Below are 15804 nucleotides of genomic sequence, written 5' to 3'. Positions count from 1 at the left end.
CCAAGAATTCAGCGGTGGCGCCGTGCACCCATCAGTTCCTCGTCACACTGACGGTGCAGACCACCAAGATCAAACCCACCCCAAAGCCCGTCCCCGCATCGGCAGAATCAACGACGACTCCAAGCCTCATGGTCGTCACGCCCAGAGACGCTCAACAGTTCCTCGGCGGTAGCGGTCTTGAACCCGGAGAAGCCATCCATAGCAACAACGTCCACGCCGTCACGCCAGTCCTGCGGCCGCTCGGCCAACCAGTCCTGAAACGCCTTTTTTGAGCGACCCTCGACCATGTCGAGCAGCCGAGCCGGACCGGTCCCGTCACGCACAGGGGTGAGATCGATGATGACGGTGACGTACCTGTCACCGCGACGGGTGTGCCGCCAGACGTGCTCATCGACGCCGATCACCGCCACGCCGTCGAAACGGGCCGGATCGGCGATCAGCACCCGTCGGCCTTCTGCCAGCACCGCGTTGTTGGCGGTGTTCCACGACACCGCGAGCGCTTCGGCGATGCGAGCCACGGATAGATGCTGGCAGACAATGGCTTCCAGCGCCCACCGCAGAGCACGCCGCGACAGCTTGGCACGTGGTTCGGCCATCCTGGTGGTGTCTTGTCGCCACACGTGGGCGCAGCCGGCGCACCGGTAGCGACGGATGGTCACCAGCAGTGTGGTGGGGCGCCACCCGAACGGCTCATGGGCCAGAGTACGGGTGAGGCTGTCGCGTGGGATGCCTTCTTCGCCGCAGCGACGACACCACCGGTCCTCGTCGGTCACCCGGCACGCCAGCACAGCACGGCCGGGCTCAAGGCGTTGTCCGGTCACCTGCAGCCCAAGTTCGTCGAGGCGGCAGAAAGCCGTCAGGTCAGCGCAGGCGAAGCCCGCCCGACCGGTAGCGTCAGGCACGTCGAGGTCTTTCGGATGAGGAGTGTAGGAACCCTCATTTTCGAGAGACCTCGACCTCTATCCCGGCAACGACGCGCCAACCACCTCTACACCCTCATCTGTGAAGAGCCGGTTTGGTTGCGAACTCGACATCGGCGGGCACGCACGCGCCAGCCGGTCGGGATTCTGCGTCCACGATTTCGGCAGGTACAGCGCGGCATCGATCAGAGCTTGCCCACGCGCGCCGGCGTCGGTCAGATACACCGCGACCTGCGAGTTCTCGATCCGTCCTGCAGTACCGGTGTATTGGCGTTGCACACCGACGGTCCCCATACCCTTTCTTGAGGTCCCCCAGTTCCATCGACGACCAGTACTGCATCGGGGTCGGCGAATGCGGTCCACACATAGTCACGCATATCATCAGCAACCGCTCCTCACCCCACGATGCGCGAGAAAGCATGTGCTGCAACCCATGGGGTGTTACATCACCGCGTTCCTCGGCGATCGTCCAGCAGTTTTTGCGTTCCAGATTCGACAGCAATCCCAACATCAGCCCCGCGGCGGCATGACGAACGGGTGTCAGCGGTCACGTATTTCCCCAGGTTTGAGGGGTTGTCCGTCACGTAATTCCCCACCCTGGCTGTCACGTAATTCCCCACCCTGGGCGGTGTGTCTGCCTGGTGTGGGCCTCGTTTACCGGTTCGCTCTGCATCCATCTGATGGTGGATGGAAGGGCGCTGATGGCGAGGAGAAGTATCGTGATGCTCGATTTGGTCGAGTTGTTCACCCACTGGCACGCGGGCCGTTCGCAGGTCCAGTTATCGGAGTCGCTGGGCATTGACCGCAAGACCGTCCGCAAATATTTGGCTCCGGCGGTCGCGGCGGGTATCGGCCCGGGTACGGAGCCGCTGACCGCGCCACAGTGGTCGGAGCTGATCGGCGGGTGGTTCCCGGAACTGTCCGATCCTGCGGCGCGGGCGCTGACCTGGCCGCTGATCGAACCGCACCGGGACCAGATCAAGACCTGGCTCGATGCCGATGTCACGATCGCCACGATCGCTCAGCGGTTGCGGGACGAGCATGCGGTAGCGGTGTCGGAGTCCTCGGTTCGGCGTTGGATCGCAACACATTTCGCGGAAGAGGTGGCACGAGCGAAGGTGACCGTGCCGCGCGGGCCGGTCGAGCCGGGCAGTGAAGCGCAGATCGACTACGGTCGCCTGGGCATGTGGTTCGATCCCGCGGTGGGCCGCCGGGTGGCGGTGTGGGCGTTCGTGATGGTGTTGGCGTGTTCGCGGCACCTGTTCGTGCGCCCGGTGATCCGGATGGACCAAACCACCTGGTGCGCTTGCCATGTCGCGGCGTTCGAGTTCTTCGGCGGGGTCCCGGCCCGGTTGGTGTGTGACAACCTCAAGACCGGGGTGGACAAACCCGACCTGTATGACCCGAAGATCAACCGCGCCTATGCCGAGCTGGCCACCCACTACGGCACCCTGATCGACCCGGCGCGGGCGTTCAAACCCAAAGACAAACCCCGCGTCGAACGGCCCATGCAATACATCCGGGATTCGTTCTGGCGCGGCCGCCAGTTCGACGGGCTGCCCGCGATGCAAACCGACGCCCAGCGCTGGAGCATCGAGGTGGCCGGGGCGAGGTCGTGTCGGGCACTGGAGGGCGCGCCGCCGTTGCGGGTGTTTGAAGCGATCGAAGCCAGCGCGTTGATCGGGTTGCCGCCCAGAGTATTTGAACTGTCCACCTGGTCGATCGGCACCGTCGGCACCGACGCGCACCTCAAGGTCGGCAAGGCGTTGTACTCGGTGCCGTGGCGGCTGATCGGGCAACGCCTGCATGCCCGCACCGCCGGCGACGTGGTACAGGTCTTTCACGCCGATGCGGTGGTGGCCATCCACGTGCGCCGCCCATCGGGGCGCTCGACCGACTTCGCCCATTACCCGCCGGAGAAGGTCGCGTTCGCGATGAAAACCCCGACCTGGTGCCGGCGCACCGCCGAACTGGTCGGCCCGGCCTGCGTCGCGGTGATCGCCGCGTTCATGGCCGACAACGCCATCCACCATCTGCGCGCCGCGCAAGGAGTGCTCGGGCTGCGCGACAAACACGGCTGCGACCGGTTGGAGGCCGCGTGCGCCCGCGCCATCGCCGTCGGTGACCCGTCCTACCGCACCATCAAAGGCATCCTGGCCGCCGGCACCGAACACGCCGGCGACGAACCGCCCGCCAGCACCGGCGCGGCGGGGGCGTTTCTGCGTGGCCCCGACCAGTTCGGCACCGATACCGGCATCATCGCCTGATCGTCACCAATTCCACACTGCTGCAACATAATCAACCTTCAAAGGAAGCCCACCATGTCTATCTGTGATCCGGCGCTACGCACCGCGCTGCGCACCCTGAAACTGTCCGGCATGCTCGACACCCTCGATGCCCGGCTCGCCCAAACCCGCGACGGCGGCCTCGGCCACCTCGAATTCCTGCAAGCCCTCTGTCAAGACGAGATCGCCCGCCGCGAATCCGCCGCTCTCACACGGCGATTGCGCCGCGCCAAGTTCGAAGAACAGGCCACCTTCGAAGACTTCGACTTCACCGCCAACCCGAAACTGCCCGCCGCGATGCTGCGCGACCTGGCCGCCCTGCGCTGGCTCGACGCCGGCGAATCAGTCATCCTCTACGGCCCCGTCGGCGTCGGCAAGAGCAATTGTCAATACCTGTGGATCGGGGTGTTTCAGGCGACCTCCGTTTCGGTGTGTTGATCGCCGTCTGACGGTGGTGTCGGTGGGGTGATGTCGGTGGGCCGTTCGAGCAGTTTGCCTTTGTGGAAGACCGCTCCGGCGCGGACGAGGGCGACCAGATGTGGGGCGTTGACGGCCCGCCAACGGGCTTGGGCTGCGTCGATCAGCTTGTAGGCCATGGCCAATCCAGCGGCCCGCGATCCCGGACCCTTGGTGACCTTCGTTCTCAAACGCACTGTGGCGAAGGTGGATTCGATCGGATTCGTGGTACGCAGATGGATCCAGTGCTCGGCGGGGTAGTGGTAGAACTCCAGCAGGACATCGAGGTCGTCGACGATCTTGGCGACCACTTTCGGGTACTTCGCGCCGAAGGCAACCGCGAAGGCCTTGACCGCGACCTGAGCTTTGTCGATGTCTTCGGCGTTGTAGATGTCCTTGATGGCCGCCAGCGCGGCCGGATGCGCTGACTTCGGCAGTGCGGAAAGGACGTTGGCCTGCTTGTGGAACCAGCAGCGCTGCTCTCGGGTCTTCGGGAATACCTCCCGCACCGCCTTCCAGAACCCGAGCGCGCCATCGCCGACGGCCAGCACTGGGGCGGTCATGCCGCGTCGTTTGCAGTCGCGCAGCAGATCCGCCCACGACTCGCATGACTCCCGATAGCCGTCGGTGATCGCCACGAGCTCTTTGCGGCCGTCAGCGCGCACGCCGAGCATCACCAGCAGGCACAGCTTCTCCTGGTCCAGGCGGACCTTGAGGTGAATGCCGTCGACCCACAGGTAGACGTAGTCGCTGCCGGACAGGTCCCGGGCAGCGAACGTACGGGCTTCGTCTTGCCACTGCGCGGTCAGACGGGTGATCGTGGTGGCCGACAACCCGGCACCCGAGCCGAGGAACTGCTCGAGTGCGGGCCCGAAGTCGCTGGTCGATAGGCCGTGCAGATACAGCAGCGGCAGCACCTCACTCATCTGCGGGGACTTGCGTGCCCAGGCCGGCAGGATCGCCGAGGAAAACCGCTGCCGCTCACCAGAATCGGGGTCGACACGGCGATCGTTGACCCGCGGCGCCTTCACCTGCACGGCACCGGCCGCGGTCAGCACCTCACGCGGCTGGTGATAGCCGTTGCGGACCACCAGTCGGTGACCGTTCTCGTCGAGCTGATCAGCGAATGCGGCCACGTACGCGGCGACCTCGGCCTGCAGGGCAGCGGCCAACATCTGCCGGGCTCCGTCGCGGACGATCTCGTCCAACAACGACCGGCCGGCCTCGCCGCCGTTGGCCTCCTCGGCATCGTGAACTACGGTGAGCATGGGCGTACCTTCCCAACCAGCGCGCCAACGCCGGTCTTGATCGAATACCTGATTCCGTGATGATCATCCTCGGGAAGGTGCGCCCACTTTCAGGCCGCCTCCTCGGGCCTCATCCACAGGTATTGATCATTGCTCGTCGGCAAAACCCATGTGGCACAAGCACTCGGACATCACGTAGCCCGCCGCGGCGGGGACATCCGCTTCGTCAAATGCGCCCGCATGCTCGCCGACCTTGCCGGCGGACACGCCGACCGCACCATCGGCCAGCGCATGCGCGAGTACACCCGGCCCCTGGTACTGATCGTCGATGACTTCGCGATGCGTGAGCACACCACCACCCAATCCGACGATCTCTACGATCTGGTCTCCGACCGGGCCATCGCTGGCAAACCCCTCATCCTGACCAGCAACCGCGCCCCCAAAGACTGGTACCCGCTGTTCCCCAACCCCGTCGTGGCCGAATCCCTACTCGACCGACTGATCAACACCAGCCACCAAGTCCTCATGGACGGACCCAGCTACCGACCCCGGAAACGACCCGGCCGCACCACCACCTAGACAACGCCCGCCCCGACCGGTAAGACCAACACGAGGCCCACACCTGGGGAATTACGTGACAGCAACCCCTGGGGAATTACGTGACCGACGACACGGGTTCGTATCGGGCGAACGAGGGTCGGACGCGATCGACCAGCGCGCCGAAATCATCGAGCCAGCTATCAGCGCAAACACGCCGACCCCCAGCTACAACTGTAGTACTACGCCAACTCGCTCCGACCGCGCTGGATGAGCGGCCGCCTCGGCTTCAAGAAGAAAGGCCGCCGAGGCCGAAGATCGGGCTTCAACGCCGAGGGTCCGATGGCCGACCAGATCGTGGCCGCTATACCTTTCTGGGAACGAATTCCAAAGTCCTCCAACAAGTGCCTGCGATATGGCAGTCCCGGTCCCAACATCCTGGTCCCACTGTGGTTTTCGCCTGTATCGACGTGATAGACCACCGCGGAAAACGGCAACGCTGCGAGACTGCGTCCGCGAGCGCGCCACCACTCGAGTGCGTATCGGTGATCACCGATGACGTGCTCAATCGCGTCGACGCCGAACGCATCGACGACCTCTGACTGCGTAGATGACACCGTAAGGTGATCAGGCACCTCGAACGCTGCAAACGGAACGACGAAGGACGTGCCGCAGATCCGGAATAGCCGGTTGCGCCGAACATAGCTGTTCCTGGCGCGCGAGTACATCCAACCTTTGCGAACCACCCAACCTTGACTGTCTGGATGGTCATGCACATAGCGGGCTACATCGCGGTGGAGATAGTCGTCGGCGTCGAAGAACATCACAAAATCAGGAGAAAATTCACGTGCTGCGGCCAAGCCGATCCCGGTCTTGGTGCCTTTGTCCCAAATCACCGGTCCCATCCCGGTCTGTGCCCCGCGTTGCGCAGTGGGAGGCGGAAAATTGACGCCCACGAAGTGCATCTGTGGCGGCAGCGGGAAAGCCGGCTTTTGATTGCCCACAACAATGACCACATAGTCATCGCAAGCCTGCCGCGCGATCGAATCGAGTGTGTCGGATAGGAATTCCTCCACCTGGCCGTAGTCGGTCGAATTTCTCGGATGTCTGATTGTGGTGATAAAAGGGCTCTTCGCAGTTGAGGGTGTAGAGGTGGTTGGCGCGTCGTTGCCGGGATAGGGGTCGAGGTCTCTCGAAAATGAGGGTTCCTACACGCCTCATCCGAAAGACCTCGACGTGCCTGACGCTACCGGTCGGGCGGGCTTCGCCTGCGCTGACCTGACGACTTTCTGCCGCCTCGACGAACTTGGGCTGCAGGTGACCGGACAACGCCTTGAGCCCGGCCGTGCTGTGCTGGCGTGCCGGGTGACCGACGAGGACCGGTGGTGTCGTCGCTGCGGCGAAGAAGGCATCCCACGCGACAGCCTCACCCGTACTCTGGCCCATGAGCCGTTCGGGTGGCGCCCCACCACACTGCTGGTGACCATCCGTCGCTACCGGTGCGCCGGCTGCGCCCACGTGTGGCGACAAGACACCACCAGGATGGCCGAACCACGTGCCAAGCTGTCGCGGCGTGCTCTGCGGTGGGCGCTGGAAGCCATTGTCTGCCAGCATCTATCCGTGGCTCGCATCGCCGAAGCGCTCGCGGTGTCGTGGAACACCGCCAACAACGCGGTGCTGGCAGAAGGCCGACGGGTGCTGATCGCCGATCCGGCCCGTTTCGACGGCGTGGCGGTGATCGGCGTCGATGAGCACGTCTGGCGGCACACCCGTCGCGGTGACAGGTACGTCACCGTCATCATCGATCTCACCCCTGTGCGTGACGGGACCGGTCCGGCTCGGCTGCTCGACATGGTCGAGGGTCGCTCAAAAAAGGCGTTTCAGGACTGGTTGGCCGAGCGGCCGCAGGACTGGCGTGACGGCGTGGACGTTGTTGCTATGGATGGCTTCTCCGGGTTCAAGACCGCTACCGCCGAGGAACTGCCCGAGGCGGCGACGGTGATGGACCCTTTCCACGTGGTGCGCCTGGCTGGCAACGCCCTCGATGAGTGCCGCCGCCGGGTGCAGCTGGCGACATGTGGGCACCGCGGCCGCAAGTCCGACCCGCTCTACACCTGCCGACGCACCCTGCACACCGGTGCCGATCTGCTCACCGACCGCCAGCGCACCCGGCTGGCCGCCTTGTTCGCCGCCGACGCCCACGCAGAAGTCGAGGCCACCTGGCAGATGTATCAGCGCACCGTGGCCGCGTATCGTGAACCCGACCGCACGAAAGGCCGCACGATGATGGCGGCGCTGATCACCACGCTGAGCACCGGCGTTCCCAAGCCGCTGACCGAACTGATCACCCTGGGACGGACCCTGAAGAAGCGTGCCGCCGACGTGCTGGCCTACTTCGACCGCCCCGGCACCTCCAACGGGCCCACCGAAGCGATCAACGGCCGCCTCGAACACCTGCGCGGATCCGCGCTGGGCTTCCGCAACCTCACCAACTACATCGCCCGGTCACTGCTCGAGACCGGAGGCTTCCGAACTCAGCTCCTTGCACCTCGGCAGTGAAGAGTCCTCAACGCATATTCGACGCGGCCAGAGCGTCATTGGTCTCGGTCACCGAGAAACGATCGGGGTGCCAGCCTCGGGGCAGCCAGTCGCGCATCTCCTGCGCACCCAGCCCCATCGGTGTTGCCCGCGGGTCGTACCCGCCACGAACCCACGCAGCCAATTCCTCATAGCCGCCCAAGCCACCACAATCCTCCGGCGGGCAGGCCATCTTGCCCGCCAGGCACACCGGAGCCGAAGGTGGATCATCGAGAACGTCTTCGACCACCAGCACGTGCTCCCATCCGTCGCCGAAGTCGTAGTCATAGAACAACCGGTCGCCCTTACCGGAGACCACCTGATCCAGGCGCACACCGTCCTCGACGAGACCGTCGTCGCCTTCGCTGAGATCAAATCTGGTGACGAAGTAGACACGGGTACGCCGGTCCGCCCCGACACCGAACTTATGCAGATGACCGTCCTGCCAGCCCATCGCAACCTGCAGCACGTCATGCAGCTCATCGAGCACGAGGTCACCCGGCAGGACCAGACGACGCCAGATCGGCGGCTTGGCGTACATCAGGTCGACCCGCACCCGGAAACCCCGCACACGCTCCGGCACAGCTCCCACCTCGGGTGTCGGTTCATCGAACACTCCCGCGAACAAATCCCGGCCAGCATCGGCCATCAGCTGTTGCAGCATCGACAGGTCCACACCACCCCCGGACACCGCGCTCTTCCTCTTACTCTTCCGCTTCTCCTCCGGCACACACCCAGCCAACCAGACACCCCAATCACAGGCCGACAGCAGCTGACCGTTCTACACCCTCAATCATGAAGAGCCGATAAAAGCCAGCATTGCATTTCTCTCCGCAGTCGAGGGCAGTACCTTTGAACGGACCCTTTATACCTCGTTCTGCGTGGCTTCGTTGAATACTTTCAGCCGCATTTCTGGCGAAGAGGTACACATTCTGTCACAGTAAAAATTGCTGAAAAATTATTCTTGTCACCAAGAGTAATTCCCGGCAAAGTTGTCGCCCGTAGATTCGCCCTCTGGCCAGCTATTAGATTTCCTCGAAGAGTGTCAGAGGTGAGCAGCTGGACCTATGGGAAAAGTTTGCGGAGACTCGCCCGCGTGCCAGCCATCTTCGTGCGTGTTAGCTCGGGCCGTAGATTCAGCACCGGTCGCCCGCCGTGCGGCGCTGGTCGGTGTCGGCCGACCAAGCGACGCGGCCGGCGCGTTTGAGGTGGGCAGGCGGGCAGCAAAAGCGCCCCGTGCGATGGACACGATGGTGCCGCTCGTGCGCCCACCATCCGTGCTTACACCTGATCCCGGTGAATGCGGGTATCCACCGGGATCAGTGCAGAGCGAAAACGCCGGTTACCGGCGTGGGCAATCAGCTGCGCAACAGTGCGAGATGTTCGGGTGTGCGCGCTTTCCTGTAGCGCCGCAGTCGCCGTGAGTTGCTCCGGAACGCCGGGTCGAGAATCTTGATTTTAGTGGCCGGCGGGTGCCAGAGGTGATAGGCGGGACCGCTGATACGCGACGGATTACCGTTCGCCTTGCCGTGCCCGCCGACAATACCGGCGGCAAGCCAAAAGGCGTTGTCCTCGCAACCCCAGCCGCAGAATTCCTCGTCGAATCCGCCGACGGCATCCCACAGGCGGCGAGGCACGGCAACGACCGACGACTGCGTCAGCAGTTCCCGTTTACGGGTTCGGACCGAGCGGAGTCCTCGCGGATCCAGTTCCGAGTCGGCCATGAACCGATCAGTCGACTCCTCGGTGAGCTCGACGACCCTGGTGAGGGCCGAAGTCAACAGCTCAGTCGAATGTGCTCGCGCGACTGCATCCTCGAATTGTGACGGTGCCACCAGGGTGTCGGAATCGCAAATCACCGCAACGTCCCAGTCACCCGCTTCAGTGGCGGCGTGGTTGATCGCAGCGCTGCGGTTGAACAACCCGGCGGGAGATTCGCCGATGTAAATCGGGTAGTCGGGATGATGTCTCTTGAGCCACGCTGCTGTGAAGCTCCACAGCTCATCGCGCCTGCCACCATCGGGTCGATAGGGCACCAGGATCACCGTGCGCAAACGTCTGAACCTCTCCATACGGGTCGCGGTCTAGTTGCTGACAGCATATATGCCTGCGTGTCGAGCTTCGTACTGCTCACGCTTCCACAGACTGCCGCAGAATGTGAAGTGCGGCACTCGCCAGGGTGCGTCGGTCAGCGCCGTACGTACGTGACAGTCATGTGTTCAGTCTCCGGACTCGCTCGCCTTCCGGAAGCCACTGACGGCCAGCGGCAGGAATACCGCGCCTAGCAGCACGATCCAGCCTGTGGTTATCAGTAGCGGGGCCAGCACCGGACCGCCCTCGCTCAACGCCCGCATGGCGAGGATGGTCGGAGACATCGGCTGGAATTCGATCAGCGGTCGAACCCACGACGGCAGAACTTTGACCGGTACCACGGATGAGTTACCGAACGCCAGACCCATGACGCCGGTAGCAAACCAGGTGAGCATGGTGCGATTGCCCGAATGAACCGCGACTGTGATGACCACCGTCGCAAACACCACGATCCACAACACCGGAATCAGGACGAACAGCGCCGCCCCGATCAACCTGCTGTCGAAACGCAGTCCGAACATCGCTCCGACTGTGACGATGAGGAGTGTACCGGCGAAGGTCCGTACCGCCTCCGCCAGCAGGATTCCGCTCAGTGGGCTCATCCTGTGTACCGGCATGACCCAGAACCGACTCAATAGTCCACTATCGCGCTCCACGGGAATGCTCAGTGCCGACGCCAACGAGCCCGACATGGCGCCGGCCAGCGCGCACATCGCGACCACCAGCGCGATGTTGTCGGTGCCCATCACCTTGACCATCGACTTGCTGATCAGCAGGTGGTAAACCACCAGCAGCACCGTTGGGAACAACAACGCCTGAACCGGCACCATCGGGTCGCGGCGCCACCGGGTGATCAGACGGCCGGCGAACACCGCACTCTCGGCGGCCACGGAGGCGGTGCGCGATTCGACCGAGTTGGCCACCGCATCCTTCGATGTCGGGTTCATGGAATCCGCCTTTGTCCCCGGATGGCGATCGTGCCGAAGATCACCAGCATGCCCGCGCACCAGGCGAGGCTGATGACCAGATTGACAGGGTCGGTGTTTCCGGTGCTGAATCCCCGCAGCGTTTCGGTTAACTGCGACACGGGCTGATAACGCACGAACGGCTGTAAGGCGCCGGGGAACGATTCAAAGGGGGCGAGGCCCGTAGACAGCAGGAGCAAGAGCAGCTGGGGGATCAGCAACAATTGGCTCGATGTCTCGCTTCGGCGCGCTCGGACGCCGAGCGCGTCGGAGCCCAGAGACAGCGCCAGAGTCAAGGCGAGCGCCATCGCGACGAAGGCGAGCGTCGCACTCGCGCCGCCATCCATCCGGAATCCGAACGCGTAGCCCACCGCAATCGTCGCGACCAGCGCCACGCCTCCGCGGATGAGGCAGTAGAGGATTCGCGCCGCGAGTGGAGCCAGCGGGGAGATGGGCAGGGTGCGCAGCCGGTCGCTGAAACCCGAGGAACTCTCCTCTGCGGCCCGGTCGGTGGTTGTGAGTGCGCCGAATAACATGGCTTGCACGATGATCGCGGGCAACATGTACTGCGCGTAGCTCATGCCGCCGGTGTCGATGATGTGGCGCAGTACCAGATTGGCTCCGGCGAACGTTGCGACCGGGGCAATTGCCGCGAAGACGATGTCAAGGTCCCGCGCCGCGCGCGTCACCACCCGCTCGGTCAGCGCGACCACCGCTGTCATAGGACGCTTTCGCGCTCGGTGAGGTGCAGAAAGACCTCGTCGAGTGTCGGTTTACGCAGGCCGATATCGGCGAGCTCGATGCCCTGGGTCGTCATCCGGTTCAGCACCTCGCTGAGCGTTGCCGCGCCTTCAAGAGCCGGGATCGCCACTGAATCAGTGTCCCGGTCGATTTCGATATTCGCGAAACCGGTCAGTGCCTCGGCAACGCGGTCGAGATCATCTGGATCGGATGGGCTGATATGGCAGTACGTGCGCCGCATCCCGCTTTTCAGTTCGTTGGCGGTCCCCTGCGCGATGACCTGACCGGAATCTACGATGACGATCGAATCGCTGAGCACGTCAGCTTCTTCCAGATACTGCGTAGTCAGCAGGACCGTGGTGTTTTGTTCCTTCAGCGAAGAAACCAGGTTCCACACGTCGCGACGGCTGCGCGGGTCCAAGCCCGTGGTGGGTTCGTCGAGGAACAACACCTTCGGCGGAACCACCAGGGACACTGCGATGTCGATGCGTCGGCGCATACCGCCCGAATAGGTCGCGACGGCACGGTCGGCGGCGTATGCCAACTCGAACTGCTCGACTAGTTCGTCGGCCCGGCGACGGGCGGCCCGACGGCCCATTCCGCGTAGACGACAGAAGAGCACGAGGTTCTCGCGACCGGTGAGTGATCCGTCTAGCGCCGCGTCCTGCCCGGTCACGCCGATGTTCGCGCGGACCCGGCCCGGTTCGAGCATCACGTCGTGACCCGCCACGACTGCGGTGCCCGATGTCGGTCGGACCAGAGTGGACAGGATTTTGACCGTGGTGGTCTTGCCCGCGCCGTTGTGGCCGAGCAAAGCGCAGATGGAGCCCGTCGGAACCGAGAAGCTGATGCCCTTCAACGCCGCAAATGTCCCGTATGTCTTGGCGATGCGGTCGAGCTCAATCACGCGTGCACACGTTACAGGGGTGCATCGACGATTGCCGAGTCCACGTAATCGACCACACTTTGCTCGCCCATTCCTGAACTGCTGCGGCTCGGTCTGATCGGTGCTCGAGTCCCGTATGTCGTCTTTCGTCGGCCGGCGGACGGGTGGTCAGTTGTGCGCACCGGCAGGGATCGTTCCCAGGTCCGGTGTGCTGGCGTTCCGACCGTCTTCGGCGGCACCAACAACCGCGTTCAATGAGAGTCTCGTGCTCCATTTCGCGGTCGCGTTCCCGATGTCCGCAATTGACCTTGTTTGAATTGCGTGACAAATCGGCAATGTCGGGTACGGCAGCATCACCGTCGACGGGCGCCTCTTCATCGTCGACGGCACAAGCAGCTGCAGTACGCGTCCATCGGCGCACACTGCGGCCGGCTCAGGCGTCGAGTCGCGCTAGTTCACCCTTGCGGTACAGCTCGGTGCAGGCCTGGCGGCGGATCTTGCCACTCGTGGTGATCGGGATCGAGCCCCGGCCGACCAGCACCAGGTCGGCGGCATTCACACCGTGCACCTGGGAGATGGCCGAGGTGATGTCGTGCTTGACCTGTGCCAGGTTCTCGCGGACCTCGTCCTCGGTGTCGCCACGCTTCTTCATCTCGATGACGACGGCGAACTGCTCGACACCGTCCTCCTCGAATCCGACGGCTGCGGTGCGGCCACCGGAGACCGCGCTGACGGTGGCTTCGATGTCGTCGGGGTACAAGTTGCGCCCGCGGATGATCAGCAGGTCCTTGATCCGGCCGATGATGAACAGCGAGCCCTCGGAGATGAAGCCCAGGTCGCCGGTGCGCAGCCAGGTGTCCGACGGGGTGCCCTCGGGAGCGTCGACCAGCACGCCGCGGAAGGTCTTCTCGGTTTCTTCGGGCTTGTTCCAGTACCCGGCGCACACGTTCTCGCCGTGCGTCCAAATCTCGCCGACGGTGCCTTCGGCGGCCTCGCGGCGGGTCTCCGGGTCGACGATGCGAACCAGGGGCGACGGGGAGAAGCCGTAGCTGATCAGCGGGCTGCCCGACTCGACGCGCTCGACGATGCCGTCGGCCAGCTTCTCGGTGTCGAAGTCGACGACCGTCGGCGGCTCACCGGACTCACGCGACGCCACGTAGAGGGTGGCCTCGGCCAGGCCGTAGCTGGGACGGATGGCCTTGCCCGGCAGACCGAACGTGGCGAAGCGCTGGATGTAGCGCTTCACGGTGGTCGGCTGCACGCGCTCGGCGCCGCTGAAGACCGTCAGGACGCTGCTCATGTCCTTGCCGGCCATGTCCTCGTCGGTGGTCCGGGCGGCCGCCAGGTCGAAGGCGAAGTTCGGCGCGGCGGTGATGACGTTCTTGTGGCTGCCCATCAGTTGTACCCAGCGGGCGGGCTTGACCAGGAACGAGATGGGGCTGGTCATCACGGTGTGCCAGCCGCCGAGGATCGGGGTGCAGACGCCGAGCAGCAGGCCCATGTCGTGGTACAGCGGCAGCCATGTCACGACGGTGCTGCCGGCCGGCGCGACCTTGCCCCACTCGGAGAAGAAGACCGCGATCATCTGCTCGTAGTTGGCCGAGACGTTGCGGTGCGAGACCATCACGCCGGCGGCGGTGCGGGTCGAGCCGGAGGTGTACTGCAGGTACGCGGTCTCGGGCCGAACTTCGCGGCGGGAGAACGGCTTACGGCGCGTCTCCAGGTCCATTTCGTCGACAGCGAGGACGACGGGGCTGCGGCCGTCGTCGTGCGGCGTCGCGTACTGCGCGACGGCGTCCTTGCTGGCCGTGGTGGTGAGGGCCACGACCGGCTGCGCATCCTTCATGACCGAGATGACGCGCTCGTCGTGGTGACCAATGATCGGCTGGGTCAGTGGGACGGCTATCATGCCGGCTTCGAGGGCGCCGAGGAATCCGACGACGTATTCGAGGCTTTGGGGCGCGACGATCACCACACGGTCACCGATCTCACCGTGCTGGCGCAGTTCCTGGGCCACCGCGACGCTCTGCTGGTACAGCTGAGCCCAAGTGAGCGTCTTCGCCACACCTTCGGGGTCGGTGTCGTAGTCCATGAACGTGAAAGCCAGGTCGTTGGGTTGCAGGCTGGCGCGCTCGCGCAGGACGGCCGGCAGAGACGACTCGATCACGGACACTTCCTCCTCGGGGGTATACGGGCAGGGGTGAACGCCGGGTGTCGTCGAAGGCGGTGAAACACAGTCAAACTGACACCGGGTGCCGGATAGCAGAGTAAGGCATACGCGCAGTTTTTGACGTATCAGGCTTTTTGCTGACGGCTCTCCGACGGTTCGCGGTGGAGAGTCAGCGGGCCGCCTTCGAGAGCCACTTGGTCTTGATCAGCCAGGAGTGCGCCGATGCCAGCGCGAAGACCCCGCCGCACATGCAGGCGAACACCCAGACGAACTTGCCGTCTTCGAGGGGCTGCAGCTCCGGCACCAGCGACGTCAGGATGCGCGTGGCGCACGCCAGGATGCCGCTGCCGGTGGCGAACAGGTAGATGTTGGCGATGCGCCTCGAGTCCTCGTTCTTGCGCAGCACCAACAGCGCGCGCGCACCGAACAGCAGCAGGTAGGTGAGCGTGCCGCACAGCACGATCCAGTAGGCGGCCAGCCAGCCGTCGGTGGGCGTGGCGAACAGATCGGGGGAATACTCGCGGCCGGCCACGCTCATCGAGAACAGGGCCAGCAGGATCGGGATGCAGAGAGTCGCGGGCCGCTCGATGTACTGCGTGAACATCTTCTGCATGGCCGAATCGTCGGCCAGGCGCCCGATGGCGTTGTAGACGATTGCAGAGGCGGCCACGATGTAGCAGTCGTGGCCGAGGTAGGCCGGCAGGTTCCAGACGCCGGTCAGCGAGTGGATACCGCGGCCCAACGTGTCGGCGGCCGTCGGGGACATCAGGGCGACGGCCGCGGCCTGCAGCGCGATGTTGAGGGTCGCGGCAACTTCCCACCGGCAGGACCAGGTGACGCGACGGATCCACAGACTCCACGCCATACAGGCGAGAGTGATGGTGATGAGAAATGTGAGAGCCATGGTTCAAGCCTTTGCCGGCGTCTGC

11 protein-coding genes and 4 pseudogenes are annotated in these 15804 nt (G+C 64.3%); 4 read left to right on the top strand and 11 right to left on the bottom strand.

What is annotated here, in order from left to right:
* Positions 1-155: 155 nt before the first annotated feature.
* Together ACJEIK_RS15225 and ACJEIK_RS15220 are read right to left on the bottom strand one after the other, a co-directional pair.
* Positions 156-902, bottom strand: a pseudogene (locus ACJEIK_RS15225) (ISL3 family transposase); the annotation flags it as partial.
* A 103-nt stretch (positions 903-1005) separates the two neighbouring features.
* A pseudogene (locus ACJEIK_RS15220) lies at positions 1006-1431 on the bottom strand (transposase); the annotation flags it as partial.
* Positions 1432-1642: 211 nt separating this feature from the next.
* Here ACJEIK_RS15220 and istA point away from each other — a divergent pair.
* Positions 1643-3187 (top strand): IS21 family transposase, encoded by a 1545-nt coding sequence (istA, locus tag ACJEIK_RS15215; protein WP_109558051.1) that lies wholly within the window; start codon positions 1643-1645, stop codon positions 3185-3187.
* A 54-nt stretch (positions 3188-3241) separates the two neighbouring features.
* A pseudogene (locus ACJEIK_RS15210) lies at positions 3242-3589 on the top strand (ATP-binding protein); the annotation flags it as partial.
* Between the two features lie 26 nt (positions 3590-3615).
* Here ACJEIK_RS15210 and ACJEIK_RS15205 read toward each other — a convergent pair.
* Entirely contained in the window at positions 3616-4929 is a 1314-nt protein-coding gene (locus ACJEIK_RS15205) for an IS256 family transposase (protein ID WP_067990476.1), read from the bottom strand.
* Positions 4930-5064: 135 nt separating this feature from the next.
* Here ACJEIK_RS15205 and ACJEIK_RS15200 point away from each other — a divergent pair.
* Positions 5065-5487, top strand: a pseudogene (locus tag ACJEIK_RS15200) (ATP-binding protein); the annotation flags it as partial.
* A gap of 200 nt (positions 5488-5687) precedes the next feature.
* Here ACJEIK_RS15200 and ACJEIK_RS15195 read toward each other — a convergent pair.
* A complete protein-coding gene (locus ACJEIK_RS15195) occupies positions 5688-6521 on the bottom strand; it encodes a glycosyltransferase family A protein (RefSeq protein ID WP_409429945.1) in 834 nt (277 codons plus the stop codon).
* A 160-nt stretch (positions 6522-6681) separates the two neighbouring features.
* On the opposite strand from ACJEIK_RS15195, the gene ACJEIK_RS15190 reads away from it, so the two are divergent.
* Positions 6682-8004, top strand: coding sequence for an ISL3 family transposase (locus ACJEIK_RS15190; protein WP_052545499.1), 1323 nt, complete (start codon positions 6682-6684; stop codon positions 8002-8004).
* A gap of 7 nt (positions 8005-8011) precedes the next feature.
* Here ACJEIK_RS15190 and ACJEIK_RS15185 read toward each other — a convergent pair whose 3' ends face one another.
* From ACJEIK_RS15185 to ACJEIK_RS15155, 7 genes are all read right to left on the bottom strand, one after another.
* Positions 8012-8713, bottom strand: coding sequence for a plasmid pRiA4b ORF-3 family protein (locus tag ACJEIK_RS15185; RefSeq protein WP_052583420.1), 702 nt, complete (start codon positions 8711-8713; stop codon positions 8012-8014).
* A gap of 667 nt (positions 8714-9380) precedes the next feature.
* Positions 9381-10067: a galactosyltransferase-related protein gene (locus ACJEIK_RS15180; RefSeq protein WP_234880661.1), complete on the bottom strand. Its 687-nt coding sequence runs from the start codon at positions 10065-10067 to the stop codon at positions 9381-9383.
* Positions 10068-10241: 174 nt separating this feature from the next.
* A complete protein-coding gene (locus ACJEIK_RS15175) occupies positions 10242-11060 on the bottom strand; it encodes an ABC transporter permease (RefSeq protein ID WP_234880647.1) in 819 nt (272 codons plus the stop codon).
* Entirely contained in the window at positions 11057-11800 is a 744-nt protein-coding gene (locus ACJEIK_RS15170) for an ABC transporter permease (protein ID WP_267325883.1), read from the bottom strand. Before ACJEIK_RS15170 ends, ACJEIK_RS15175 begins: the two co-directional genes overlap by 4 nt.
* Complete coding sequence (locus tag ACJEIK_RS15165) at positions 11797-12726, bottom strand: ATP-binding cassette domain-containing protein (RefSeq protein WP_138249236.1); 930 nt, start codon at positions 12724-12726, stop codon at positions 11797-11799. The genes ACJEIK_RS15170 and ACJEIK_RS15165 overlap by 4 nt, the downstream gene beginning before the upstream one ends.
* A gap of 412 nt (positions 12727-13138) precedes the next feature.
* Complete coding sequence (locus ACJEIK_RS15160) at positions 13139-14878, bottom strand: AMP-binding protein (protein WP_323848721.1); 1740 nt, start codon at positions 14876-14878, stop codon at positions 13139-13141.
* 166 nt (positions 14879-15044) lie between these two features.
* The gene (locus ACJEIK_RS15155) at positions 15045-15779 is read right to left on the bottom strand and encodes a hypothetical protein (protein WP_267325881.1); all 735 of its coding nucleotides are present in this window, start codon (positions 15777-15779) and stop codon (positions 15045-15047) included.
* Between the last annotated feature and the right edge of the window lie 25 nt (positions 15780-15804).

Source organism: Mycobacterium sp. SMC-16, from assembly GCF_046250085.1.
GTDB lineage: Bacteria > Actinomycetota > Actinomycetes > Mycobacteriales > Mycobacteriaceae > Mycobacterium > Mycobacterium phocaicum.
The sequence above is the reverse complement of the archived record's forward strand: the minus strand, read 5'-3'. Positions and strand labels throughout refer to the sequence as shown.